The organism is Variovorax sp. 3319 (assembly GCF_031456585.1).
Classification (GTDB): Bacteria; Pseudomonadota; Gammaproteobacteria; order Burkholderiales; family Burkholderiaceae_C; genus Variovorax; species Variovorax paradoxus_P.
Genome location: NZ_JAVDUZ010000015.1, coordinates 1 through 23,838, shown reverse-complemented (window position 1 = coordinate 23,838; position 23,838 = coordinate 1). Strand labels below are relative to the sequence as shown.

The 23,838-nt window shown below is 64.3% G+C and carries 22 protein-coding genes; 17 read left to right on the top strand and 5 right to left on the bottom strand.

Annotated features, from left to right (window positions below):
• The first annotated feature begins 3 nt into the window (after positions 1–3).
• The 6 genes from J2X67_RS25335 to J2X67_RS25310 all read left to right on the top strand — a co-directional run bounded on the left by J2X67_RS25335 (position 4) and on the right by J2X67_RS25310 (position 7,049).
• The gene (locus J2X67_RS25335) at positions 4–1,614 is read left to right on the top strand and encodes a choline dehydrogenase (RefSeq protein WP_309957619.1); all 1,611 of its coding nucleotides are present in this window, start codon (positions 4–6) and stop codon (positions 1,612–1,614) included.
• Positions 1,611–3,065 carry a coniferyl aldehyde dehydrogenase gene (locus tag J2X67_RS25330; RefSeq protein ID WP_309957618.1) on the top strand — a complete coding sequence of 485 codons (1,455 nt, stop codon included), beginning with the start codon at positions 1,611–1,613 and terminating at the stop codon, positions 3,063–3,065. Before J2X67_RS25335 ends, J2X67_RS25330 begins: the two co-directional genes overlap by 4 nt.
• Positions 3,066–3,388: 323 nt before the next feature.
• On the top strand, positions 3,389–3,790 hold the full coding sequence (locus J2X67_RS25325; protein WP_309957617.1) for a GreA/GreB family elongation factor: 402 nt from the start codon (positions 3,389–3,391) through the stop codon (positions 3,788–3,790).
• 96 nt (positions 3,791–3,886) lie between these two features.
• Entirely contained in the window at positions 3,887–4,816 is a 930-nt protein-coding gene (locus J2X67_RS25320; protein WP_309957616.1) for a universal stress protein, read from the top strand.
• Positions 4,817–4,895: 79 nt separating this feature from the next.
• Positions 4,896–6,512 (top strand): sensor domain-containing diguanylate cyclase, encoded by a 1,617-nt coding sequence (locus tag J2X67_RS25315; protein WP_309957615.1) that lies wholly within the window; start codon positions 4,896–4,898, stop codon positions 6,510–6,512.
• Positions 6,513–6,791: 279 nt separating this feature from the next.
• Positions 6,792–7,049, top strand: coding sequence for a hypothetical protein (locus tag J2X67_RS25310; RefSeq protein WP_309957614.1), 258 nt, complete (start codon positions 6,792–6,794; stop codon positions 7,047–7,049).
• 6 nt (positions 7,050–7,055) lie between these two features.
• Here J2X67_RS25310 and J2X67_RS25305 read toward each other — a convergent pair whose 3' ends face one another.
• Both J2X67_RS25305 and J2X67_RS25300 read right to left on the bottom strand, forming a co-directional pair.
• The gene (locus J2X67_RS25305) at positions 7,056–7,346 is read right to left on the bottom strand and encodes a hypothetical protein (protein ID WP_309957613.1); all 291 of its coding nucleotides are present in this window, start codon (positions 7,344–7,346) and stop codon (positions 7,056–7,058) included.
• A gap of 242 nt (positions 7,347–7,588) precedes the next feature.
• Positions 7,589–7,954 (bottom strand): response regulator, encoded by a 366-nt coding sequence (locus tag J2X67_RS25300; RefSeq protein WP_309957612.1) that lies wholly within the window; start codon positions 7,952–7,954, stop codon positions 7,589–7,591.
• A gap of 171 nt (positions 7,955–8,125) precedes the next feature.
• Here J2X67_RS25300 and J2X67_RS25295 point away from each other — a divergent pair, with 171 nt between their 5' ends.
• Positions 8,126–8,413 (top strand): hypothetical protein, encoded by a 288-nt coding sequence (locus tag J2X67_RS25295; RefSeq protein WP_309957611.1) that lies wholly within the window; start codon positions 8,126–8,128, stop codon positions 8,411–8,413.
• Here the strand turns inward: J2X67_RS25295 and J2X67_RS25290 are convergent.
• Positions 8,410–9,675 carry a HAMP domain-containing sensor histidine kinase gene (locus tag J2X67_RS25290; protein WP_309957610.1) on the bottom strand — a complete coding sequence of 422 codons (1,266 nt, stop codon included), beginning with the start codon at positions 9,673–9,675 and terminating at the stop codon, positions 8,410–8,412. The two genes, J2X67_RS25295 and J2X67_RS25290, sit on opposite strands and share 4 nt — an antisense overlap.
• A 22-nt stretch (positions 9,676–9,697) precedes the next feature.
• Here J2X67_RS25290 and J2X67_RS25285 point away from each other — a divergent pair, with 22 nt between their 5' ends.
• The 5 genes from J2X67_RS25285 (at position 9,698) to J2X67_RS25265 (ending at position 14,975) form a co-directional block, all read left to right on the top strand.
• Positions 9,698–11,032 (top strand): C4-dicarboxylate transporter DctA, encoded by a 1,335-nt coding sequence (locus J2X67_RS25285; protein WP_309957609.1) that lies wholly within the window; start codon positions 9,698–9,700, stop codon positions 11,030–11,032.
• Positions 11,033–11,037: 5 nt separating this feature from the next.
• The gene (locus J2X67_RS25280; RefSeq protein ID WP_309957608.1) at positions 11,038–11,745 is read left to right on the top strand and encodes a GntR family transcriptional regulator; all 708 of its coding nucleotides are present in this window, start codon (positions 11,038–11,040) and stop codon (positions 11,743–11,745) included.
• Positions 11,746–11,807: 62 nt separating this feature from the next.
• A complete protein-coding gene (locus tag J2X67_RS25275; protein WP_309957607.1) occupies positions 11,808–12,905 on the top strand; it encodes an AI-2E family transporter in 1,098 nt (365 codons plus the stop codon).
• 125 nt (positions 12,906–13,030) lie between these two features.
• A complete protein-coding gene (locus J2X67_RS25270; protein WP_309957606.1) occupies positions 13,031–13,468 on the top strand; it encodes a DUF2141 domain-containing protein in 438 nt (145 codons plus the stop codon).
• A gap of 7 nt (positions 13,469–13,475) precedes the next feature.
• Entirely contained in the window at positions 13,476–14,975 is a 1,500-nt protein-coding gene (locus J2X67_RS25265; protein WP_309957605.1) for a carotenoid oxygenase family protein, read from the top strand.
• Positions 14,976–14,997: 22 nt separating this feature from the next.
• On the opposite strand, the gene J2X67_RS25260 is transcribed toward J2X67_RS25265, so the two are convergent.
• A complete protein-coding gene (locus J2X67_RS25260; protein ID WP_281146357.1) occupies positions 14,998–15,900 on the bottom strand; it encodes a LysR family transcriptional regulator in 903 nt (300 codons plus the stop codon).
• A 111-nt stretch (positions 15,901–16,011) separates the two neighbouring features.
• Between J2X67_RS25260 and gcl the strand changes: the two genes are divergently transcribed.
• From gcl to J2X67_RS25245, 3 genes are read left to right on the top strand one after another with little or no spacing between them, the layout of a single operon-like run.
• A complete protein-coding gene (gene gcl, locus J2X67_RS25255) occupies positions 16,012–17,805 on the top strand; it encodes a glyoxylate carboligase (RefSeq protein ID WP_309957604.1) in 1,794 nt (597 codons plus the stop codon).
• A gap of 17 nt (positions 17,806–17,822) precedes the next feature.
• Entirely contained in the window at positions 17,823–18,608 is a 786-nt protein-coding gene (gene hyi / locus J2X67_RS25250; protein WP_309957603.1) for a hydroxypyruvate isomerase, read from the top strand.
• A 32-nt stretch (positions 18,609–18,640) separates the two neighbouring features.
• The gene (locus J2X67_RS25245; protein ID WP_309957602.1) at positions 18,641–19,549 is read left to right on the top strand and encodes a 2-hydroxy-3-oxopropionate reductase; all 909 of its coding nucleotides are present in this window, start codon (positions 18,641–18,643) and stop codon (positions 19,547–19,549) included.
• A gap of 9 nt (positions 19,550–19,558) precedes the next feature.
• Here the strand turns inward: J2X67_RS25245 and J2X67_RS25240 are convergent, their stop codons facing one another.
• Entirely contained in the window at positions 19,559–20,899 is a 1,341-nt protein-coding gene (locus J2X67_RS25240; RefSeq protein ID WP_309957601.1) for an NAD(P)/FAD-dependent oxidoreductase, read from the bottom strand.
• A gap of 245 nt (positions 20,900–21,144) precedes the next feature.
• Here J2X67_RS25240 and J2X67_RS25235 point away from each other — a divergent pair, with 245 nt between their 5' ends.
• On the top strand, positions 21,145–23,448 hold the full coding sequence (locus J2X67_RS25235; protein WP_309957600.1) for an NADP-dependent malic enzyme: 2,304 nt from the start codon (positions 21,145–21,147) through the stop codon (positions 23,446–23,448).
• 232 nt (positions 23,449–23,680) lie between these two features.
• Positions 23,681–23,838: dihydrodipicolinate synthase family protein (locus J2X67_RS25230; RefSeq protein ID WP_309956121.1), on the top strand; the 158-nt coding region annotated here is incomplete at its 3' end.

The window sequence follows — 23,838 nt, the reverse complement described above, 5'->3', positions numbered from 1 at the left end:
GAGATGAACCAGACTTTCGACTACATCGTCGTCGGTGCCGGGTCGGCCGGCAGCGTGATCGCCTCCCGCCTGAGCGAAAACCCCGACATTCGCGTGTGCCTGCTCGAGGCCGGTGGGCCAGACAAGAGCATCCTGATTCACATGCCGGCTGCGGTAGTTGCAATGGTGCCGACCCGCATCAACAACTGGGCATTCAAGACGGTGCCCCAGCCGGGCCTGAACGGCCGACGCGGCTACCAGCCGCGCGGAAAGACATTGGGCGGTTCAAGTTCGATCAACGCCATGCTCTACGTGCGCGGACACCGCTGGGACTACGACCACTGGGCATCGCTTGGCAACCCCGGCTGGTCTTATGCCGAGGTGCTTCCGTACTTCAAGAAAGCGGAGCACAACGAGACGTATCGGAACGCCTACCACGGCCAGGGCGGCCCATTGAACGTTGCCGAGATCCAGCAGCCCAGCGCAATGAACCGCATGTTCCTGGAGGCCGCGCGCGAGTGCGGCCTGCCCCTCACGCCGGACTACAACGGAGCGGAGCAACACGGCGCCTTCATGTACCAGGTAACCCAGAAGAACGGCGAGCGCTGCAGTGCCGCCAAGGCCTATCTGACGCCCAACCTTGCCCGCCCCAACCTCAGCGTCGTTACCGGTGCGCTCACGCAGCGCCTGCTGTTCGAGGAGCTGCGTGCGGTGGGGGTGCAGGTTCGTGTCGACGGCCGCGAACTGCGCTTCGATGCGCGGCGCGAGGTGATCGTCAGCGCAGGCGCCTTCGGCTCGCCGCAGCTTCTGCAACTGTCTGGCATTGGCCCCGCTGCGCACCTGAAATCCAAGGGCATTGCGCCGGTTCTCGACTTGCCGGGGGTCGGCGAGAACCTGCAGGACCACATCGACTATGTCTACACCTACCGCACCGGCAGCGACACCGAGACCCTGGGCGCTTCGATGGCGGGCGGCTTGCGCATGCTCAAGGGCGTTTCGCAGTGGAAGAAGGAGCGCCGCGGCATGATGACGAGCTCCATTGCCGAATCAGGCGCTTTTTTTCGCAGCCGGCCGGACATCGAAGTGCCGGACTTGCAGCTGGTGTTCGTGCAGGCCATTGTCGACGACCACGCGCGAAAACTGCGGGTGGGCCACGGCTTCAGTTGCCACACCACCCTGCTGCGGCCCAAGAGCCGGGGAACGGTTCGGCTGCAGACAAGCGATCCGCGCGACGCACCTCGCATCGACCCTCAGTTCTTCAGCCATCCGGACGACATGGCGGTGCTCATCGAAGGTGCGCGCCAGCAGCGCCGCATTCTCGACGCCTCTCCGTTCGCACCTGTGCGGCGCAAGGGTCTTTATCCGCTCGACCAGAGCGATGCCCGCGCAGTGGAGCAAGACATCCGCAATCGGGCCGACACCCAGTACCACCCCGTGGGCACCTGCAAAATGGGCAACGATTCGATGGCGGTGGTCGACGCGCGACTGCGGGTACACGGCGTGCAGGGGCTGCGCGTTGCCGACGCTTCGATCATGCCGACGCTGATTGGCGGCAACACCAATGCGCCCAGCATCATGATCGGCGAGAAGGCCGCCGACATGATTCGCGCCGACCGACCGGACCACCGACCATGAACGCCATCCCCGTCCCCCTCGCCTCCACGCAAGCCACCGATGCGGCGGAGATCGAACGCATGCACAGCCTGTTCGACATGCAGCGCAGTGCCTTCGAGAAGGCGCCCTACCCCGACCTTGCGGCCCGCAAAGCCAAGCTGCGCCAGATCATCGGCGTGCTGCGCCGTCATCAGAATGCAATCGTCAAGGCGGTGAACGACGACTTCGGCGTTCGCGCCGGTGCCGAAACCAAGCTGGTCGAGGTCATGGGCCCGATCCTGGAGGCGCGGCACGCGCTCTCGCACATGCGCAAGTGGATGAAGCCGCGCCGTCGCAGCACCGAACTGCTGTTTCTCACCAACAGTGCGTGGGTCGAGTACCAGCCCAAGGGCGTGGTGGGCATCATCGGCACCTGGAACTTTCCGCTGTACCTGACCATCGGCCCGCTGGTTGCGGCGTTGGCTGCCGGTAACCGGGCGATGATCAAGACCTCCGAGTTTTCGCCCCGCACCACCGCGCTGCTGCGCACCATGCTCGGCGAGTGCTTTGCCGAAAACGAGGTGGCGATCGTCGGCGGCGCAGTCGAGGCGGCGCAAGCGTTCAACACGTTGCCCTTCAATCATCTCGTGTTCACGGGCTCACCGAGAGTAGGCCGAGAGGTCATGCGCGCCGCGGCCGGCAACCTGACACCGGTCACCCTCGAACTCGGCGGAAAGTCGCCGGCCATTGTCGGCCCCAATGCCGACCTTCGCGAAGCGGCGCTGCGCATTGCGCATGGCAAGGCCTTCAATGCCGGGCAGATCTGCGTCGCGCCCGACTACGCACTGGTGCCCCGAGGCAAGGCTGCAGAGTTTGCTGCGGCAGTGCGCGATGCATTCGGCAAGCTGTACCCGAGCACCAGCGGCAACCCCGAATACACCAGCATCGTGACTGAACGCCACGCGGCGCGGCTACGCCAATTGCTCGACGATGCCAGGAGCAAGGGCGCAACGCTGCTGCCCTGTGGCAACGTAGCGGACGCTGGACGCCAGATGGCATTGACCGTCGTCACCGGCCTCAATGGGCGTATGCAATTGATGCACGAAGAAATCTTCGGCCCCATCTTGCCGGTGCTCGAATACGACCGGTTGGATGATGCGATAGCGCTGGTGCGCAGCGGCGAGCGGCCGTTGTCGTTGTATGCGTTTGGTCTCGACCGCGGCGAGCAGCAGCGCGTTCTGCGGCACACCCACGCCGGCGGCGTGACGCTCAATGACTGGGGCTGGCATGTGTTCCAACACGACCTGCCTTTTGGCGGCACCGGCAATTCGGGCATGGGCACCTACCACGGACAAGAAGGCTTTCGCGAGCTTTCGCATGCGAAGTCGGTGTTCAAGCGGCGGCGATGGTTTCCGGTCGGCCTGTTCTATCCGCCGTACGGCAACCTGGTCCAGCGGCTTTCGATGCGCTTCTACCTGGGCAAGAGCGAATGACGCAGGGCCGCTTGCGGTGGGTTCAATCTGGCAAGAACTCCGGGGGCATTGCTTGCCCGACTGCAACAAGCCCAATAGACTGAGAGCCATGCCGATCGCCCACTTCGTCTTCACCCATGCTCGCACTGCCGCGCTGCTCGCTGCAGCCGAGCGCGCGTTTGCACGCGGGGGCTCGAAGGCGGGTCGCAGGAACCTGCCCGCACATCTCTAGGCCCGGCGGTCCGCTTACTTCCTTTTCAGCGCAACCATTCACCGCCGGGCACAAGCCCCGCGCGTTCGCGGCCGCCGTCCTTTGGACGAGTCCGCAAGAATGGAGTGCGTCAATGCATGCAACGATCCACGGCGAGCGCACGCTCACCGATCTTGACTTTGCCCGCCTGAGCAAGCTGCCGCAGCACCAACTGCCGCCCGCCTTTGCGGAGCTTCTCGACTGCGCAGAAGTAACCAGTTCCAGGGCCGTGCCCGGCAACGTCGTAACGATGAACTCGCAAGTCGAGACCGTCGACGTGTTGACCCGCCGGCGGCACACGCTGACAGTGTGCTACCCCGCGGACGCCCAACCGGCAGTGGGCCTCATCTCGGTGCTGTCACCGGTCGGAAACAGCTTGCTCGGCCTGAAGGTGGGCGACACCGCCAGGTGGCTTGCTCCGAACGGAGAGGCGTGCGCGGCGGAAGTCGCGGCGATTCTCTTCCAGCCCGAAGCGACCGGCGACTACGCCACGTAGCCCTCACGCATTCACCCGCGCCTGTCCGCGCCCGATGCCTCGTTGCGTGGCATGGGCGGGAGCGCGCCTGTCTTATCCAAAAAAGGTAGTCTTGCCATGACCCCCAGATCCATTCTTGCCATCACAGACCTGACCGCGCGTACCGCCTCCGCGCTCTCTCGCGCTGGCCAATTGGCCGCCGAGCACAACGCCGCACTCACGCTGGTCTACGCGGGCTGGGCCGGCGAAGGGCAACTCTCCCAGGCGGCATGCCGCCTCTCGCATCACGCCTTGCAGTTGGAGCAGCGCCATGGCCTGCGCGTGCGCACAGTGAGCCAGCCGATGAACACGCCGCAGGATCTCGCCAATCAAGCGCGAGACACTGACCTCGTGGTCATGGGTGCCATGAATTCGGAACGCGGCCTGCGATCGTTTTTCTGCGGAAGCGCGGCGGAACGCCTCATGCGAATGGTGCAGCGGCCTGTGCTTGTTGTACGCCAGCCAGCCGACGGGCCGTACCAGCGCCTGCTGATTGCAGTCGACTTCTCGCAGGTCTCGCGCAGCCTGGTGCAGCACGCTTTCGCACTCAACGCTTCCGCGCAAGTCGAGCTGTTTCACGCCATCAGTACAGTCAACGAGAGAAAGCTGCGCGGTGCGGATGTGCCGGAGCATGTTGTCGAGGCCTATCGGCATGAGTGCAGGCGGCATGCACAAGACCAGATGCTGAGCCTTGCCGACTCTACCGAGGCGCGCCGAAACCGCGTGTCGTGGGCACTTGGCCGTGGCGACCCGGGGCGCCAGGCTGCGGTGCAGCAGCAGCACAGCGGTGCAGAGCTGCTCGTCGTAGGCAAGCATCCGGCCTCTGCGCTTTCCGACTTCGTCTTTGGAAGCGTTGCGAAGCGCGTGTTGCGCACTGCCACCGGAGATGTCATGGTGGTGCCACACAATGCCATGCCAGCTACGAGAGCTGCGAATCTTCGACCGTCCGGTAGTAGCGAACCCATGACGCGGCGCGTGCGCGCAGGTGTCCGGACGCCCGTGTCATGATCGCGCTGGCGCGCGCGTTCGCGGCGTGCGTGTCGGCGTCTCGCCTGACGCTCGATGTTTTTGTAGAGTCAGGCCTTCGATGCAAAAAGCCTCCACGCCCCTGCCGCCCGAGACCGCGCCGGACACTGCCGTTGGTGCCGGGCCACCGAACGACGCGAACCCTTTCTCCCGGAAAACGGACACGCAAAGTAGCCGCGTCATCTTCGGTACTACTTTGTTTGTAGTGTTTGTGTGCGTGGCACTGCTCGTGATGAACGCGTGGCTGGTCGTGCGCGCACGCACGGCAGAAAACGAGCAGATCGCGCGGGCCAATACCAACCTGGCTCGCGCGGTCAGCCAGCAGATCGAGAGCACCGTCGCCCTTGCCGAACACATCATCTCGGGCATCGTCTTCGAGCTCGAGCGCGGGGACATCACGCCCGACACGCTGCAACGCCTTCAGCCGGTTCTCGTCAACCACGCCGCTGAAGTCCAAGCCATCAAGGGGCTTTTCATCTATGACGATCAAGGCCGCTGGCTGGTCCATTCCGAAGCATCTCCGGCCGGAACGAAAAACAACTCGGACCGCGAGTATTTCATTCGCCATCGAACGAGTCCGAGCGCACGAACGCTGATCAGCGCGCCCATCGTGAGCCGCTCTTCGGGCGAGTGGGTGATTCCGGTGTCCCGAAGGATCAATGACGCAGATGGCAATTTTGCGGGTGTCGTCCTCGTCACGCTCAGCGTCAAGCATCTGCTGTCCGTTCTGGATCGCTTCCAGATAGGCGAGCAGGGAGCGATCGCGCTGTTCGGTGCCGATCGGCTCCTTGTGCGCAGGCCCTTCAGGGAAGCCGACATGACCAGGCGCAATGGCGGCTCTCCGCTTCAGCAGCAGTTTCAGGCCTCGCGCTCGGGCACCGTCGAAGGAAGATCGACGATCGACGGCGTGACCCGGATCATCAGCTTCGAGCACCTGCTGGACTACCCCCTCTTCGTTACGGTGGCCGTCGGCAAGGGCGAGGCCTTGCAGGAATGGAAGTCCGCATCGATCTATCAAACAACCTGGGTGGTCCTCTTGTGCCTGATCGTTGCCGTGTCAGGGCGCTACCTGATCCGCTCTATGCGCAGGCGACTGGTGGCAGAGCTGAATCTGCGAAGTGCCCGCGATGCCCTGACAGAGGCCAATGAGCGCCTGGAGCATCTCGCCCAGGAAGACGGGCTCACGGGCCTGGCCAACCGCCGCTACTTCGATGCCCGCCTGGCCGTCAACTTTCAACAGGCATTGGAGAGCCAGACGCCGTTGGCAGTTGTCATGGTCGACGTCGACGAGTTCAAGAAGTACAACGACCTGTACGGCCACCTGGGAGGCGACGACTGCCTGCAGCGAATCGCCCAGGCACTGCGCACGGCAGTGTTGCGCTCGACCGATCTCGTCGCTCGCTATGGGGGCGAGGAAATGGTTCTGCTCTTGCCTGGAACAGACGCTGAAGGTGCGCTCGAGGTTGCGCAACGCGCAAGGCTCGCGGTGGTCGAGCTGCAGATTCCTCACGCGGCGGCAGTGCTGGGCACCGTGTCCATCAGCCTCGGCGCGGCGGCCTGGGTCCCGCAGCCAGGCAGCACGCCGTTCGAGCTATTGAAAGCCGCGGACGAAGCGCTTTACCGGGCCAAGCAAGGGGGGCGCAACACGGTCCGGGTCCACGCAGCTGCCCTGGAATAGCGCGACGGAGCCCTGATGACCCGGGGCCGAAGCATCACGTTGTTCTATTGCTGAGTCGCTTCCGTGCGAGTGGGCCTCGTCCGACGCTCGAATGCGCAAGCCTCGCGCCCACGCTGAAGTCTGAAAGGTGAATGTCGAGCCGGTTACCGCTCGCAGGAGCAGGAGAACACCATGGCTACCTACCCGGGGAAAATCGGTTTTGCAGACAGGTTGGGCGGGCCCGATCAGACTCAACAAGCGCAATCGAAAATCGCGCAAAGCCCCTGCCAGGAAACGGCAGTGAGCCATGTTCGGCGGATCGCCATCTATGTCGACGAACCGCACCCGGGGCACTTCTTCTGGGTGCTCGCGGAAGAATGCGACGACGTGAGCCTTTGGAGAGAACTCGAGTCCGCCGAGTTGTCCTACGCGATATGGCTCGACGCGCTGCATGCGGGCGTGAAAGCGCTGCAAGGCTACGCATTGGACGATCGCATCGGCCCTCGCGCGCCGGGGCCGGCAAACACGCCAGCCTGGCCAGGGTCGCCGCCTGCCTGAGTCGCATCAAGCCACTTTTCCACCCGCCACCACGTTGCTGCTCCGTTGCTTGCGGCGAGTCGCCTTGTCCACCGCGGCCTGCAGCAATTTCAAGCGATAGACCACGCGACCGATGTCTCCGGCCAACCCGAATTCTTTCGGGAAACTGCGATTGCGCCACGATGCAGTGCGCAGGCTCAACACGCGCTCTCCCGGACTCGTCGATTCGGCAAAACTGGCAATGCTCCCCGAAATATCCTGTACAGCCCCGTCGAGCAATTCCATTGCCAGCGCAATGTCCGCATCCCGCTTCGTCATCTGTTCCTTTACGGATGTGGGAGACGAAGAAGTCGCCTTCGCAAAGTCGCTTCTGTGGCGGGTGCTGCGCTCATACGTACCTTTGCCCATTGATCTTTTTGATGCAGTGAAGCCGCCGTGACCGGCGACCGCTTCGGACGGAAGCTGGTTCGGTTATGAACGCAACGTAGATCGGCAGGCACTTGCCCGGTGTCGGCAAAGTTCCTCAAACCAGTGAGGACGGCGAGACGCATCGCAAGGCGTCACCTCCGAACGCACCACTCGAAAAACTGTTCGAGCTCTTTCGACTTGTCGAACAATGCATCGGCGCCCAACTCCAGGCTGCGGCGGCGCATCTCTTCAGTTGGATAGTTCGTCAGCACAACCACCCTCTGGTGCGGCGCCCGCTGCTTGCAATGTCGCAATATCGTGAGGCCGGAGCCCACGCGCAGAAAGAGATCCACCACCGCCAGGTCCCAGGCATCGCCCAGCATTTGAAGCACCGAAACCGCTTCGCTTGCGGTCTCGGCAATGGCAACAACCCGTGCGTCGGCAAGATCGGCGAGTGCCGGAATCAGCGCTTCTCTGATGGTGTTGCTGTCCTCGATGAGAACCGTCTGGAGCGACATGGCATTCGAGCGGCGTTGCTCGGTTCGACTTGTTGCGATAGGTTGCTGGCTGTGAACGGTTATACGTGCCGGCTCCAGTGAGTGTGTAGGCCAAAAGCTTGAACTCGCAGTGGCGGCAGAGCCGCTTCCATACGCCCGCTACCATTGGATTTAAAGAGTGAAAGGTGTGCCATGACATCGTCCATCCCTCCCGCCGAAGATGCCGAAAGCGCCGAAGAGTTGGCCAAGGTGCTCGAAGAGAACAAGCAGGCCGCTGAAACGGTCCAGGAAGTTGCGGAGGATCTCTCGGTGGTCCACGCGGTGCTCGACAGCGGAGTGCCCAAAGAGACTCTTCACCCTGATGTCGATCACGCCATCGAGCAAACAGACCAGCTCAAGGGCAAGCTCAAGTCGGCTGAAGAAAAGTTGAAGACCGTGAATGAGGCGCTTGAACAGCAGGTCGCCCCCAAAGACTCCTAGGGCTGCGGTCCGGGCGCCACCTCGACCCGGGGCAAATCCAGCTCGAAGGTCGTTCCCCCCGCCGAACTCGAGCAACGCACCTTGCCCCCATGCGCGGCAGCGATCTGCTGCACGATGAAAAGCCCAAGCCCGAGGTTTGTCCGGTTGCCGGAAGCGTTGGCCGCAGAACCTCGCTCGAGTGCCTTGAATAACTTGGGAATTTCCGCGGAAGGAATCTCCTGGCCCGTATTCGCCACCTTGAGCGAGACCGCGCCAGCGCCGCCCGTCAATGTGACCGAGATAGGCCCGTCATCCCCATAGGTCGCGGCGTTGTTGACCAGGTTTCCCAATGCTTCGCGCACGGCCGATGCGTCGAACAATCCGTCCGTGTCCGCTTCGGCAGAAAAATCGATGTGCACGTCCGGAAGCGCAGCGCGCAACAGTTCGATTTCTGCGGCACATTGATCGCCCAGGTTGGTGAACTCCCGGTGGATCTTCATGCCCCCACCCAGCGCCGACCTGTTGTACTGAAGCAAAGTGTCCAGCAGCGACGCCATTCGCCGGCCACTGCGTATCAGCACGCCCACCTCTGACAGCGGCGATTCCTTGGTCTTTCTCGAAATGAGCTCTGCGGTGAGCAGGATCGCATTCAGGGGGCCTCGCAGGTCATGCCCCAGCACACCCAGGAATACGTTCCGGAGCTGATCGGTTTCCTCGGAGAAGAACTCGACGGACTCCGCCACGGCCTGGTCGATGGCTTCGTTGAACCTGATGACGTCGACCACCGAAACCGCAATCGGCTCCTTTTCTGCCCACAACCTGAGCACACCCGCTCTGAGCGCCCGGTACTCGGCGACCAGCTGGGACATTTGAAGCCCGCTTCTCGCTCTTTGCCGCCCATGCGTTTGAGCAGCCGAATCCCCGGGGCCCGAGAGGGCGGCGCCTTGGCCGAGGGACTTGGCGTGTGCTTCGTTGGATGACTGGCTGTTCTCCAGGTCGAGCACGATCGCTTCGAGGATCTTGGGAATGTGATCCCTGAGGGTCAGTTCCGACTCATGTGCAAGGGGCGCCAACGTTCGGGCGTATCGCGCCGCCTCGGCAACGATCGTCTCGCTATGGATGTTGATGAACTCAGCCAGACGCATAGGTGCCTTCGAGAGCAGTGACAAGAAGATGACCGCACATCCGAAGTGTGCACGGTCCGGTGGCCCGGGAATACCCTGCTGCGCATCTCCAAATTCTTGCCTACATTGCTTGCATACAAGATTTTGCAGATCTTGCATTCAACCAATGGAAGGTTCCTCCATGCCCCGCTTCGTCAAATCCCTCTTCGGCCAGGTTGTCATTGCACTGGTGCTCGGCGTGCTGGCGGGCCTCTTCGTGCCGGAGTTCGCCGTCAAGCTCAAGCCGCTTGGCGACGGCTTCATCAAGCTGATCAAGATGATCATCCCGGTGCTGGTGTTCTGCGTGGTGGTGCACGGCATCGCGGGCGCTGGCGACCTGAAGCGGGTGGGCCGCGTCGGCGTCAAGGCGCTTATCTACTTCGAGGTGCTGACCACCATTGCGCTGGCCATGGGCCTGGTGCTGGCCTTTGTGTTCCAGCCGGGCGTGGGCATGAACGTGGACCCGGGCAAGCTCGACGCCACCGCCATGAGCGCCTATGCCTCGAATGCCGACAAGCTCACCAGCGGCGGTACGGTCGAGTTCTTGATGAAGCTGATTCCCACCACGGTGGTCAACGCCTTTGCCACCGGCGACGTGCTGCAGGTGCTGCTGTTCGCGGTGCTGTTCGGCTGCGCGCTGTCGCTCCTGGGCGAGCGGGGCAAGCCGGTGGGCGCCGTGGTGGACGCGCTCTCGCTGGTGCTGTTCAAGATCATGGGCATCATCATCAAGCTGGCGCCGCTGGGCGTGCTCGGCGCCATTGCTTTTACGGTGGGCAAATACGGCATCGGCTCGCTTAAGCAGCTCGGCATGCTGGTCGCCCTCTTCTACGGCGCAGTGCTGATCTTCGTGTTCGTGGTGCTGGGCCTGGTCATGCGCATGTCGGGCTTCAGCCTGTGGAAGCTGCTGCGCTACCTGCGCGAAGAACTCGCCATCGTGTTTGCCACGACCTCGTCGGACAGCGTGCTGCCGCAGATCATGGCCAAGCTGCGCCGGATGGGCATCCGCGATTCGACGGTGGGCCTGGTGATTCCCACGGGCTACTCGTTCAACCTGGACGCCTTTTCGATCTACATCACGCTCGCGGCGGTGTTCATTGCGCAGGCCACCAACACGCCGGTCTCGATGGCCGACCTGCTGACCATCCTGGCCATTGCGCTGGTCACTTCGAAGGGCGCGCACGGCGTACCGGGTTCGGCCATCGTGGTGCTGGCAGCCACGCTGCACGCGATACCGGCCATTCCTGCCATTGGCCTGGTGCTGGTGCTCTCGGTCGACTGGTTCATGGGCATTGCCCGCGCATTGGGCAACCTCATTGGCAACTGCGTGGCCACAGTGGCGGTCGCGGCCTGGGAGGGCGACATCGACCGCGAACGCGCCCACGCGGTGCTCAATGGCACCTATGCACCCGCCGACGAACCGCTGGCCGAACCCGAACTGCCTTCGGCCCCGTTGGGCGCAGGCGCCGGCATCCACTGACGACGATGGCTGCCGACACCGTCAATCCCACATCCATTGCCGAGCGGGTGGTCGAAGCCATCCTGGCGCAAAAGCTCGCGCCGGGCGAGCGGCTCGGCGAGCAGGCCCTTGCCGAAAACTTTGCGGTCAGCCGCACCATGGTGCGCGAGGCGCTCATGCAGCTGCAGGCGCGGGGCTTCGTAGAGGTCCAGTCGCGCCGCGGCTGGTATGTGGTCGAGCCCTCGGCCGACGAGGCACGCGACGCCTTTTCGGCGCGGCGCATCGTCGAAGCGGGCATCCTCGCCGAAAGCGAAGGTCGGCCGCTGCAAAAAGTCATACGCAAGCTGCGCGACCACATTGCCGACGAGCGGCGCGCCATCGAGGGCGCCGACGCCGCCACGCGCGCCTTTCTCCTGGCCGACTTTCACGTCTGCCTGGCCGAACAGATGGGCCACCAGTTGCTGGTCGATGTGCTGCGCGACCTTACGGCCCGCACCACGCTTGCGGCCACGCTGTACCAGTCGAGGCACGAAGCCGGGCAGTCTTGCGCCGAGCATGACGCGATCGTGGCCGCCCTCGAGGCCGGCGACACGGCAAAGGCGCGCAAACTGATGATCGATCACATCGGCAATGTCGAGCGCTCCCTCGAGGTAGACACCGCCGCCGAGCCGGACGCACCGGCCCGCCTGCGCGCCACCCTCTCGCCGGTGGCGTTGCCGCGCAACAGGCGCTAGCCGACTAGGCATTTCGACCGACACAAACGCGCGTTCAGGCTCGGCTACAGTCCAAGTCACATATGAACTCACCCCAACTCCAGCGCGGCGTTTTCCTCGCCCTGCTTGCCATCGTCACTGTCGCCTTCCTGTGGGTGCTGATGCCGTTCTTCGGCGCGGTGCTGTGGGGGGTTGCGCTGGCCATCCTGTTCACGCCCCTCTACAAGTGGCTGCTCAGGAAAATGCCGGGAAGGCGCAACGCCGCTGCACTGTCGACGCTGACCATCTGCCTGTTCATCGTGATTCTTCCGCTGGCCATGGTGGGCGTGTCGCTGGTGCAAGAGATCGTGCAGGTCACGCAGAGCATCCGCTCGGGGCAGATCAACTTTGCGGCCTACTTCCAGCAGATTCTCAATGCCATGCCGCAATGGCTGATGAGCATTTTCGACCGCTTCAACCTGGGTGACATGGAAGCCTGGCAGGCCCGCATTTCTGCCGGCGCGGCGCAAGGCAGCCAGCTCATCGCAGGCCAGGCGCTCACCATCGGGCAGAACACTTTCGACTTTCTCATCAGCTTCTTCGTGATGCTGTACCTGCTCTACTTTCTGGTGCGCGACGGCTCGGAGCTGTCCAAGACCATGCGCGAAGCCGTACCGCTTGCCAAGCCGCACACGCACTACCTGCTCAATAAATTCACCACCGTGATCCGCGCGACCGTCAAGGGCAACGTGGCGGTAGCCATTGCGCAGGGCGCCATCGGCGGCATCGCCTTCTGGCTGCTGAACGTACAGGGCGCGCTGCTGTGGGCGGTGCTCATGGCGTTTCTGTCGCTGCTGCCCGCAGTGGGCGCGGCGCTCATCTGGGCGCCTGTGGCCATCTACTTTCTTGCCACGGGCCACTTCTGGCAGGGCGGCATCCTGATCTTCGTCGGCGTGTTCGTGATCGGGCTTGTCGACAACATCCTGCGTCCGGTGCTGGTGGGCAAGGACACGCAGATGCCCGACTACATCGTGCTGATGTCCACCATCGGCGGCATGGCGATCTTCGGCATCAACGGCTTCGTGGTCGGCCCCGTGATTGCCGCGCTGTTCATGGCGGCGTGGAGCCTGTTCGTGGAATCGGGCCAATGGGAAAACCCGGCCAGCGCCGCCGACGCAAGCGAAGACAAGAAGAGACACTGAACGGCGCGGCCCGCACCCGCCTTCTGCATTTCGCGCCGCCAGCACGCGTTTCGTCGCATGCCGCTGGGCAGCGCACGGCGGCTGCGAGATCGTCGAGACCTCCAACTTTCGAGATGAGGTTTCCGATGAATTTTTCTTCTCTCCTGCGCCGGCCTGGCGCGCGGGCCCTGTGCACCGCTGCACTCCTTGCGCCGCTGGGCGTCTTTGCCGCCGATCTGAGCCTGAGCGTGGCCGACGGGCCCGCGGCCGAAGCCACGCTCTACGTTGCGCTGTACGACAGCGCCTCGGCGTTTGCCGGCAGCAAGTCGCTGGCGGCGCAAACGGTGCCGTTGCGCGCCGGCACGGCCCAGCTCCGCTTCATTGGCCTGGCACCCGGCCGGTATGCGCTGCGCGTGTTCGCCGACGAAAACGGCAACGGCAAGCTCGACACCAACCCGGTGGGCATGCCGATCGAACGATACGGCTTCTCGAACGACGCCAAGGGCAACCGCGGCGCGCCTGATTTCGAGGCCGCCGCGCTCAACGTCGAAGCCGACGTGCAGACCGTCATTCACCTGCGCTGAGGCTCACATGGAACGACGCGAACTCCTGCGCCTGCTGGCCACGGCCGGCGCCCTGCCGCTGCTGCCCGCTCTCGCCCACGCTGCAGATGGGCCCGACGCTTGGCAGGCTGAATTCGAAGCCGCCGGCACGCCGTGGAAATCAGGCTTTGCCACGCCGGCCGGCGACCTGCCGCTCACTCGCGCCACGGTGCGCGGGCGCTTTCCCGATGCCGTTGCCGGCACGCTGTTCCGCAATGGCCCGGCGGGCCACGACCTTGGCGGCCAGCGCTACCACCATTGGTTCGACGGCGACGGCATGGTGCATCGCTTCGTGATCGACGGTGCCGACGTGCGGCACCAGGGCCGCTATGTCGCTACGCCCAAGCGCCTGGCCGAGACGCGGGCCGGCCGCCGGCTGGCCGAGGCCTTCGGCACGATGCCGCCGGGCGCCGAACCGCCGACCTCGCCCGACAGCATCAACGTGGCCAACATCAACGTACTGCCTATGCAAGGCGAAGTGCTGGCGCTGTGGGAAGGCGGCTCGGCCACGAGGCTCGACGCGCGCACGCTGGAAACGCTGGGCGTCAAAACCTGGCGGCCCGATTTCGCGGGCATGCCCTTCTCTGCGCACCCCAGGGTCGATCCGGACGGCACCGTGTGGAACTTCGGCGTGAGCGCCGCCCAGAGCATGCTGGCGCTTTACGAGATTGCCCCCGACGGCGCGCTGCGCCGTGCCACCGCGATGCCCGTGGCCGACCTGCCGATGATTCATGACTTTGCGGTGACCGAACGGCACCTGGTCTTCCTGATGCCGCCGCTGGTGTACGACAGCAAGCGCAAGGACGCCGGCGCAAGCTTTCTGGATGCGCACGTCTGGCGGCCCGAGCTGGAAATGCGCGTGCTGGTGATCGACAAGAAAGACTGGAACCGCCGCCAGCTGCTCACGCTGCCGGCCGGCTTTCTCTTTCATGTGGGCAACGCCTGGGAAGAAGAGACGCCGGGCGGCACGCTGATCCACCTCGACTACGTGCGCTCGGAAAACGCTGGCTCGGTGTTCACGACCAACCGCGAGGTAATGCGCGCGCGCTGGGCAAAGCGGGCCGACCCGCAGCTTACGGTGGCCACGCTCAACCTTCGCACCGGCGCCGCATCGCAAAGCGCGGTTGGGCTCGACGCGGAGTTTCCACGCGTCGATCCGCGGCGTGTCGGGCTGCGCCACCGCCAGGTCATTCATGCGACAAACGGCAGGCCCGACCAACCCGGCTTCGGCGCTGTGGCGCGCACCAACGTCGAAACCGGACGTAGCCAGCGCTACAGCTACGGAAAGCAGGCCCTTGTCGAAGAGCACATCTTCGTTCCCGATGGCACCAAGCCAGGCTGGGTGCTTGGCACCGTGCTCGACTTCGGCCAGCAGAAAACGCTGCTCTCGTGCTTTGCGGCCGATAGGCTGGCCGCCGGGCCTGTGGCGCAGGCCACACTGCCCTACACGCTGCCACTGGGCCTGCACGGCGCATTTGTGCCGGCCTGAAAAAAGACGATGGTGGGCGCGGTCAGCCGCCCCACCATCCTTCGGCAAACCGCCCCTGCAGAAAGGCCACAAAGCCCGACACCTTGCCTGGCACCAGCTTGGGCGAGGGAAAGACGGCGTGGATTTCCTGCTCGGGCAACGCGTGGTCGCCGAGCACTTCGAGCACCTTGCCCGAGGCCAGCGATTCGCTTGCCACGTAGCGCGGCATGAGCGCAATGCCAAGGCCGTCGCGCGCCGCGGCAAGCACGGCCGAAAGGTTGTTGGACCGAAAGCGCCCCGAGACGGGCACCGTCACCGCGTCGCCCTTGGGCGTGTGCATGCGCCAGAACTCGTCGCCCACCACGCTGCTGTAGATGAGCGCCACGTGCGCGCTCAGGTCTTGCGCGCGCTTGGGGGTGCCGTGCTTCTTCAGGTAGCCCGGCGCCGCAACCATGGCCCACGGGTTGGTGCCTAGATAGCGCGCGCCCAGCGACGAATCGGCCAGCTTGCCCATGCGGATGGCCACGTCGATGCCTTGCGCAATCAGGTCCACATAGCGGTCCTCGAAGCTCAGGTCGAGTTGTACCTGCGGGTGCCGGCGCATGTACTCGAGCGCCAGCGGCACCACCACCCGCCGGCCGAATGCCACCGAAGTTCCCACGCGCAAGAGGCCCTGTGCCTGGTTCTGCCGCAGCTGCACGATGCTTTCGGCCTCCTCGGCCTCGCGCACGATGTTCTTGCACTTTTCGTAATAGAGCGCGCCGGGCTCGGTAAGGCTCACGCCGCGCGTGTTGCGGTTGAGCAGCCGCACCTTCAGGCGCGCCTCGGTGGCCGCAACCTGCTTGGTGACGGTGGGCTGCGTGGTGTGGAACTCGAGCGCAGCTTTCGAGAAGCTGCCGGTTTCGACCACGCGCACGAACATTTCCATTGCCAGCAATCGGTCCATGGCCGGATGGTACTGACTTATTCCAAGGTGGAATAGGTTTTATGGTCCGCAGCCGTCTTCTTCGAATGGGCTGTGCTTCCTACAGTGGGCTCAACTCAAGGAGACAGTCCCATGGCAAAAATGAAAGCGGTCCAGGCCGCCGTGCTGGTGATGGAAAAAGAAGGCGTGACGCAGGCCTTCGGCGTGCCTGGTGCCGCCATCAACCCGATGTATTCGGCGCTGCGCCAGCGCGGCAGCATTTCGCACATTCTCGCGCGCCATGTCGAAGGTGCCTCGCACATGGCCGAGGGCTACACCCGCGCCGTGGCAGGCAACATCGGCGTGTGCATCGGCACCTCAGGGCCCGCTGGCACCGACATGATCACAGGCCTGTATTCGGCCTGGGCCGATTCGATTCCCATCCTTTGCATTACCGGCCAGGCGCCCCGCGCGCGGCTCTACAAGGAAGACTTCCAGGCGGTCGATATCGAGTCGATCTCCAAGCCGGTCACCAAGTGGTCGGTTACCGTGCGCGAGCCGGGCCAGGTGCCGCAAGTGTTCCAGCAGGCTTTTCACCTGATGCGCTCGGGCCGTCCCGGCCCGGTGCTGGTCGACCTGCCCTTCGACGTGCAGATGGCCGAGATCGAATTCGACATTGACGCCTACCAGCCGCTCGTTCCCTACAAGCCGGCCGCCACGCGGGCACAAATCGAAAAAGCCATTGGCATGCTCAATGCGGCCGAGCGTCCGCTGATCGTCGCGGGTGGCGGCATCATCAACGCCGATGCGGCCGACCTGCTCGTGCGCTTTGCTGAAACCACCGGTGTGCCGGTCATCCCCACGCTGATGGGCTGGGGTGCAATTCCTGATGACCATCCGCTCATGGCCGGCATGTGCGGGCTGCAAACCAGCCACCGCTACGGCAACGCGACCATGCTCGCGAGCGACTTCGTGCTCGGCATTGGCAACCGCTGGGCCAACCGGCACACGGGTTCGGTCGATGTGTACACCAAGGGCCGCACCTTCGTGCACGTGGACATCGAGCCCACGCAGATCGGCCGCGTGTTCACCCCTGACTTCGGCATCGTCTCGGACGCCAAGGCCGCGCTGGAGCAATTTGTGGCCGTGGCCGAGGAGATGAAGGCCGCGGGCAAGCTGCGCGACCGCCGCGAGTGGGCGAAATCGTGCATCGAGCGCAAGAAGACGATGCTGCGCAAGACCAACTTCGACGACGTGCCGATGAAGCCGCAGCGCGTGTACCAGTGCATGAACAACAACTTCAGCAACGACACCTGCTACGTGAGCACCATCGGGCTCTCGCAGATCGCTGCCGCGCAGTTCCTGCATGTGTACAACCCGCGCCACTGGATCAACTGCGGCCAGGCCGGCCCGCTGGGGTGGACCATTCCCGCCGCGCTTGGCGTGCGCGCCGCCGACCCGTCGCGCAAGATCGTCGCGCTTTCGGGCGACTACGACTTCCAGTTCATGATCGAAGAGCTGGCCGTGGGTGCGCAGTTCAAGCTGCCGTACATCCACATCGTGGTCAACAACTCGTACCTCGGGCTCATTCGCCAGGCGCAGCGCGGCTTCGAGATGGACTATTGCGTGCAGCTCGCGTTCGACAACATCAATGCGGGGCCCGATGCGGGCATTGAAAGCAGCTACGGCGTGGACCACCTGAAAGTGGTCGAGGGCCTGGGTTGCAAGGCGATTCGCGTCAACAAGCAGGAAGAGATCGCACCGGCCATCCAGCGCGCCGAAGCGCTGATGGCCGAGTTCAGCGTGCCGGTCGTCATCGAGGTGATGCTCGAGCGCGTGACCAACATCGCAATGGGCACCGAGATCGACAACATCACCGAGTTCGAGCCCCTGGCCGAGCACCCGGCCGATGCACCCACCGCCGTTGCGGCCGAGATGCTGGACTGAGCACGGAGAAACGCACCATGCCCAAGTTTGCAGCCAACCTCACGATGCTCTTTACCGAGCTGCCGTTCATGCAACGCTTCGAGGCCGCCGCCAAGGCAGGCTTCGAAGCGGTGGAATATCTCTTTCCCTACCCCTTCGAAAAGAAAGAGCTCACCGCCGCACTGCGCGCCAACGGTTTGCAGCAGGTGCTGCACAACCTGCCCGCCGGCGACTGGGACAAGGGCGAGCGCGGCATTGCCTGCCACCCCGATCGCACCGGCGAATTCCGCGAAGGCATTGCCATGGCCATCGACTACGCCACGGCCCTGGGCTGTCCGCAGCTCAACTGCCTGGCCGGCAAGGTGCCGGCCGGCGTGAGCACCGAAGCCGCGCACAAGACCGTGGTCCAAAACCTGCGCCTTGCCGCCAGCGAGCTCGAGGCGGCCGGCCTGCGGCTCTTGATCGAGCCCATCAACACCTTCGACATTCCGGGCTTCTTTCTCACGCGCACCGACCAGGCGCTGGCGCTGATAGACGAGGTGGGTTCTTCCAACCTGCGGGTGCAATACGACATCTATCACGCGCAGCGCATGGAAGGCGAGCTCGGCAACACGCTCTCGAAGAACCTCGCGCGCATCGGCCACATCCAGCTGGCCGACAACCCGGGCCGCGGCGAACCGGGCACGGGAGAAATCAACTACCCGTGGCTCTTCAGGCACATCGATTCGATCGGCTACGACGGCTGGATCGGCTGCGAATACAAGCCGCGCAGCGACACCGTCGACGGCCTCGGATGGCGCCAGGCCCTTACGCAGCAGCAGTGAACCCAGACAAAGCATCCAAGGAAATCAAAGACATGTCGCAATCGCAAAAAATCGGATTCATCGGCCTCGGCATCATGGGCGCGCCCATGGCGGGCCATCTGCTCGAAGCGGGTCACCAGCTGTTCGTGAACACCCAGGGCAACACGCCCGAGCCTTTCATCTCGAAGGCGACCATCTGCGCCTCGGCGGCCGACGTGGCGCGCCAGGCGGACGTGATCTTCATCATGGTGCCCGACACACCCGACGTTGAAAAAGTGCTGTTCGGCGAGCCGGGCACACAGGGCGTGGCCGAGGGCCTGAAAGATTCGCGCGGCAAGATCGTGGTCGACTGCAGCTCCATCGATCCCATTGCCACCAAGGGCTTTGCCAAGCGCATCCTCGCGCTCGGCTGCGGCTACATCGACGCGCCCGTTTCGGGCGGCGAAGTGGGCGCCAAGGCTGCAAGCCTCACCATCATGTGCGGCGGCGACGAAGGCACCTTCGGCCAGGTGCGGCCGCTGCTCGAGAAAATGGGCAAGAACGTCACGCTCGTGGGCAACGTGGGCGACGGCCAGGTCTGCAAGGTGGCCAACCAGATCATCGTGGCGCTCAATATCGCGGCGGTGGGCGAAGCCCTGCTGTTCGCTTCAAAGGCAGGCGCCGATCCGGCCAAGGTGCGCCAGGCACTGATGGGCGGCTTTGCGAGCTCGCGCATTCTCGAAGTGCATGGCGAGCGCATGATCAAGCGCACCTTTGCACCGGGCTTCCGCATCTCGCTGCACCAGAAAGACCTGAACCTGGCGCTGCAAAGCGCACGGGCCCTGGGCGTGGCATTGCCGCAGACGGCGGGCGCGGCGCAGCTGATGAATGCCTGTGCGGCGCTTGGACATGGCCAGCAAGACCACTCTGCACTGGTGCGCGCGCTCGAAGCGCTGGCGCAGCACACCGTTACGCCCGACTGAGCCTGCGGCTCAGGTCTTTGCAGCCTCGAGGGATTCCTTGAGGTTGCGCCGGCGCCATGCCCAGGTCTTGATGGCCTGCGGCAGGATGCCGATGCACGACGCGTAGTACGTGACCTTGAAGCCCCAGAAGCGCGGGCCGATGGGCGTGTCGCGGAACAGGTCGCCCGCCAGTATGGACAACAGCGCCTCCTGCATGCGCCAGATGTTGCGCGGCGCCATGAACAGCCGCCGAATGGCCGGCGAAGTAATGCGGTAGATGAACCACGAGAACATCTTCGGCCCGCGCTTCATCACCTTCTCGTAGTGGCGGAAGGCTTTTTCGGCCTCCTTCGCCTCGCCCTTGAGCCACAGGTCGGCCGCCTTGGCCGCCTCGAAGCCGCTGTTCATTGCCAGGTACACGCCTGAAGAAAACATCGGGTCGACGAAGGCATACGCGTCGCCCACCATCATGAAGCGGTCGCCGCGGCAGAACTTGGAGTCGTAGGCGTAGTTGCCGGTGGCGGTGGCGCCTTCCATCAGCGTGGCGTTCTTGAGCCGCGCGGCCAGCTTGGGCGCAAGCGCAATCGTTTCCATCAGGAAGTCTTCGAGCGACTTGCCCTGGCGGCGCTTGAAGTAGGCCGGCGAAGCCACGGCGCCCACGCTCACGGTGCCGTCCTTCAGCGGGATGTACCAGAACCAGCCGTGGTCGAACCAGAAGAGCGAAATGTTGCCCTCGAATCGGCCCGGACGGCGCTCTGCGTTGGCAAAGTGGCCATAAAGCGCTGCGCTTGCATGCTTGCGGTTGCGCTGCTTGGCGTCGAACTGGCTCGACAGCAGCGTGTCGCGGCCGCTGGCGTCGATGACAAAGCGCGGGCGCCACTCGGTCTCGGTGCCGTCGTCCGCCTTGACCTTCACCAGCGGGCGGTTGTCGGCCGAGCCTTTGCCTGCGTCCATGTCTACGCCGGCAACGCGCTGGCCTTCGAAGGTGCGCGCGCCGCGCTTTCCGGCGTGGCGGAACAGCAGTTCGTCGAACTCGGAGCGGCGCACGTGCACGGCATACGGAAAGCTCTTGTCCATCGCCTCGCCAAAGTCGAAGTGGCTCGAATGGTCGTGCCAGGGCGAGACAAACTCGGCGCCGTGCTTCTTGATGCCGATCGCCTCGACCTCGGTGCGCACGCCCAGCCGGTCGAACAGCGGCATGTTCATGGGCAACAGCGATTCGCCGATGTGAAAGCGCGGGTGCTGCGCCTTCTCGATCAGCACCACGTCGTGCCCCTTGTCCGCAAGCAGCGCCGCCACGGTGGAGCCCGAGGGGCCGCCGCCAATGACCACGACGTCGGGCTCGGTGGTGGTGAAAGATCCGGGTGTCATGCGCTGCCCCTCTGCTCTGTTGTCTTTGTGTGTATCGATTGACGATGGCCGGCCGGCTTGGCTGCACGGCCCTGCATTGCCTTGTTTAACTTTGGTTGCCCTTGGCTAACACTTTCGGAGTTTAGCGAACCGGCGCCTGGGTTACGCGCAAGCTATGGGGTCAGGCGTTTTCGGCATTTCCACTTCGGGAACAGGCCGCGCTTTTGCGGTAGCCTCATTCCCCGTCAGAAACAAGGAGACATTTCATGGCTGCACCCCTCTCCCCCGCAGAAGAAGCTCTTCGCGATGCAGCGCGCGAATACCACCGCTCGCCTGTCAAGGGCAAGATTTCGATCACGCCGACCAAGCCGCTCCTGAACCAGCGCGACCTGTCGCTGGCCTATTCGCCCGGCGTGGCCTACCCCTGCCTCGACATCGCGGCCGACCCGTCGCTGGCGGCCGACTTCACCGCGCGCGGCAACCTGGTGGGCGTGGTCACCAACGGCACTGCGGTGCTGGGCCTGGGCAACATCGGCCCGCTGGCCGCCAAGCCGGTGATGGAGGGCAAGGGCTGCCTGTTCAAGAAATTCGCCGGCATCGATGTGTTCGACATCGAGCTGGCCGAGACCGATCCCGACAAGCTGGTCGACATCATCGCGGCGCTGGAACCCACGCTCGGCGGCATCAACCTTGAAGACATCAAGGCGCCCGAGTGCTTCTACATCGAGAAGAAGCTGCGCGAGCGCATGAACATTCCGGTGTTCCACGACGACCAGCACGGCACGGCCATCATCTCGGCCGCGGCGCTGATCAACGGGCTCGAACTGGTCGGCAAGAAGATCGAAGACGTGAAGATCGCCGTCTCGGGTGCAGGCGCGGCCGCCATCGCCTGCCTCGACGTGATGGTGGGCCTGGGCGCCAAGCCCGCCAACATCTACGCCTGCGACTCCAAGGGCCTGATCTACATGGGCCGCGCGGGCGGCTTCGACGATTCGAAGGCGCGCTACGCGCAAAAGGACACCGGCGCCCGCACCCTGGCCGACGTGGTGAAAGACGCCGACGTGTTCCTCGGCTGTTCGGCCCCCGGCGTGATGAGCGCCGAAATGGTCAAGACCATGGGCACGCAGCCGATCATCCTGGCGCTGGCCAACCCCGAGCCCGAGATCCGGCCCGAGCTTGCCAAGGCCGTGCGGCCCGACTGCATCATTGCCACCGGCCGCTCGGACTACCCGAACCAGGTCAACAACGTGCTGTGCTTTCCGTACATCTTCCGCGGCGCGCTCGACTGCGGCGCCAGCAAGATCACGGAAGAAATGAAGCTGGCCTGCGTGCGCGAGATTGCCGAGCTCACCAAGGCCGACATCAGCGAAGAAGTGGCCACCGCCTACGCCGGGCAAGAGCTGTCGTTCGGGCCCGACTACATCATTCCCAAGCCCTTCGACTCGCGGCTCATCCTGCGCATTGCACCGGCCGTGGCCAAGGCGGCGCATGCATCGGGCGTGGCCGCGCGGCCCATCGAAGACATGGACGCCTACCGCCAGCACCTGACGCGCTTCGTCTACCAGACCGGCATGTTCATGCGCCCGGTGTTCAGCGCCGCCAAGATTGCCGCCGCCAAGCGCGTGGCCTATGCGGAGGGCGAAGACGAGCGCGTGCTGCGCGCCGCGCAACTGGCGGTAGACGAAGGCCTGGCGCAGCCCATTCTGGTGGGCCGCCCCGCGGTGATCGAAGCGCGCATCAAGAAGGCCGGGCTGCACATTCGCGTGGGTACCGACGTGGAAATTGTCGACCCCGAGGACGACCCGCGCTTTCGCATCTACTGGGAGAGCTTCCACAAGCTCATGGGCCGCCGCGGCGTAACGCCCGAGGCCGCCAAGACCATGGTGCGCCGCTCCAACACCATCATTGCCGCGCTGATGCTGCACCTGGGCGATGCCGACGCCATGATCTGCGGGCTGGTCGGTCGCTTCGACGTGCACCTGGAGCACATCCGCAACCTTATCGGCCTGAAGCGCGGCGCACCGGGCTTTGCCACGCTGAACGCACTCACGCTCGAGAAGCGCACGGTGTTCATTACCGACACCAACGTGAACGAAGATCCGAGCGCCGAGCTGCTCGCCAGCATTGCAATGATGGCGGCCGAAGAGGTGCGCCGCTTCGGGCTGCCGCCGAAGGTGGCCTTTCTTTCGCACTCGAACTACGGCACCTCGAGCCGCGGGTCGGCGCGCAAGATGCGGCTGGCGCGCGACCTGTTCGCGCAGATGGCGCCCGACATCGAATGCGACGGCGAAATGCACGGCGACTCCGCGCTTTCCGAAGAAGTGCGCCGCGTTGCGCTCCCCGAGACCACGCTCACAGGCGAAGCCAACCTGCTGGTGTGCCCCAACCTCGATTCGGCGCACATCCTCTACAACGTGCTGAAGATGACGGGCGCCAACGGCATCACGGTCGGCCCCATCCTGCTGGGCGCCTCGGGCTCGGCGCATGTGCTCACGCCTTCGTCCACCGTGCGGCGCGTGGTCAACATGACGGCACTGGCGGTGGCAAATGCGACGACCGCGCTGAAGTAAGGCGCCGCGCCGCTTTCCTTCCGGTCCAACGCCCCGCTGCATGCCGCAGCGGGGCGTTTTTCTTTGCGGGCCGGGCGGTGCATGCACCGTTTTCGCCCGCCCCATCATTTTTTCGGCTGGCATGCAATCTGCTAATACCCTGAGCGGATATTTTAAATATCTTCTTAATATATTTACAGTGATGCCGGCCACGCCGGCTGTTCGTCAACCCTGCAGACCTTCGGAACACTTCATGACCAATCCCCGCTGGCAAGGCATCTTTCCCGCCATCACCACCAAGTTCCACGCCGACGAAAGCATCGATGCCGAAGGCACGGCCCGCCACATCGACTTCCAGATCCGCAACGGCATCCACGGCCTGGTGACCTGCGGCTCGCTGGGCGAGGCGAG

Coding starts and splice junctions, on each gene's coding strand:
- J2X67_RS25265 (WP_309957605.1), top strand. CDS start 13,476: ATGGAACGACGCGAACTCCTGCGCCTGCTGGCCACGGCCGGCGCCCTG.
- J2X67_RS25240 (WP_309957601.1), bottom strand. CDS start 20,899: ATGACACCCGGATCTTTCACCACCACCGAGCCCGACGTCGTGGTCATT.
- J2X67_RS25330 (WP_309957618.1), top strand. CDS start 1,611: ATGAACGCCATCCCCGTCCCCCTCGCCTCCACGCAAGCCACCGATGCG.
- J2X67_RS25275 (WP_309957607.1), top strand. CDS start 11,808: ATGAACTCACCCCAACTCCAGCGCGGCGTTTTCCTCGCCCTGCTTGCC.
- J2X67_RS25315 (WP_309957615.1), top strand. CDS start 4,896: ATGCAAAAAGCCTCCACGCCCCTGCCGCCCGAGACCGCGCCGGACACT.
- J2X67_RS25320 (WP_309957616.1), top strand. CDS start 3,887: ATGACCCCCAGATCCATTCTTGCCATCACAGACCTGACCGCGCGTACC.
- J2X67_RS25245 (WP_309957602.1), top strand. CDS start 18,641: ATGTCGCAATCGCAAAAAATCGGATTCATCGGCCTCGGCATCATGGGC.
- J2X67_RS25285 (WP_309957609.1), top strand. CDS start 9,698: ATGCCCCGCTTCGTCAAATCCCTCTTCGGCCAGGTTGTCATTGCACTG.
- J2X67_RS25335 (WP_309957619.1), top strand. CDS start 4: ATGAACCAGACTTTCGACTACATCGTCGTCGGTGCCGGGTCGGCCGGC.
- J2X67_RS25300 (WP_309957612.1), bottom strand. CDS start 7,954: ATGTCGCTCCAGACGGTTCTCATCGAGGACAGCAACACCATCAGAGAA.
- J2X67_RS25295 (WP_309957611.1), top strand. CDS start 8,126: ATGACATCGTCCATCCCTCCCGCCGAAGATGCCGAAAGCGCCGAAGAG.
- J2X67_RS25305 (WP_309957613.1), bottom strand. CDS start 7,346: ATGACGAAGCGGGATGCGGACATTGCGCTGGCAATGGAATTGCTCGAC.
- gcl (WP_309957604.1), top strand. CDS start 16,012: ATGGCAAAAATGAAAGCGGTCCAGGCCGCCGTGCTGGTGATGGAAAAA.
- hyi (WP_309957603.1), top strand. CDS start 17,823: ATGCCCAAGTTTGCAGCCAACCTCACGATGCTCTTTACCGAGCTGCCG.
- J2X67_RS25270 (WP_309957606.1), top strand. CDS start 13,031: ATGAATTTTTCTTCTCTCCTGCGCCGGCCTGGCGCGCGGGCCCTGTGC.
- J2X67_RS25260 (WP_281146357.1), bottom strand. CDS start 15,900: ATGGACCGATTGCTGGCAATGGAAATGTTCGTGCGCGTGGTCGAAACC.
- J2X67_RS25280 (WP_309957608.1), top strand. CDS start 11,038: ATGGCTGCCGACACCGTCAATCCCACATCCATTGCCGAGCGGGTGGTC.
- J2X67_RS25235 (WP_309957600.1), top strand. CDS start 21,145: ATGGCTGCACCCCTCTCCCCCGCAGAAGAAGCTCTTCGCGATGCAGCG.
- J2X67_RS25290 (WP_309957610.1), bottom strand. CDS start 9,675: ATGCAAGATCTGCAAAATCTTGTATGCAAGCAATGTAGGCAAGAATTT.
- J2X67_RS25325 (WP_309957617.1), top strand. CDS start 3,389: ATGCATGCAACGATCCACGGCGAGCGCACGCTCACCGATCTTGACTTT.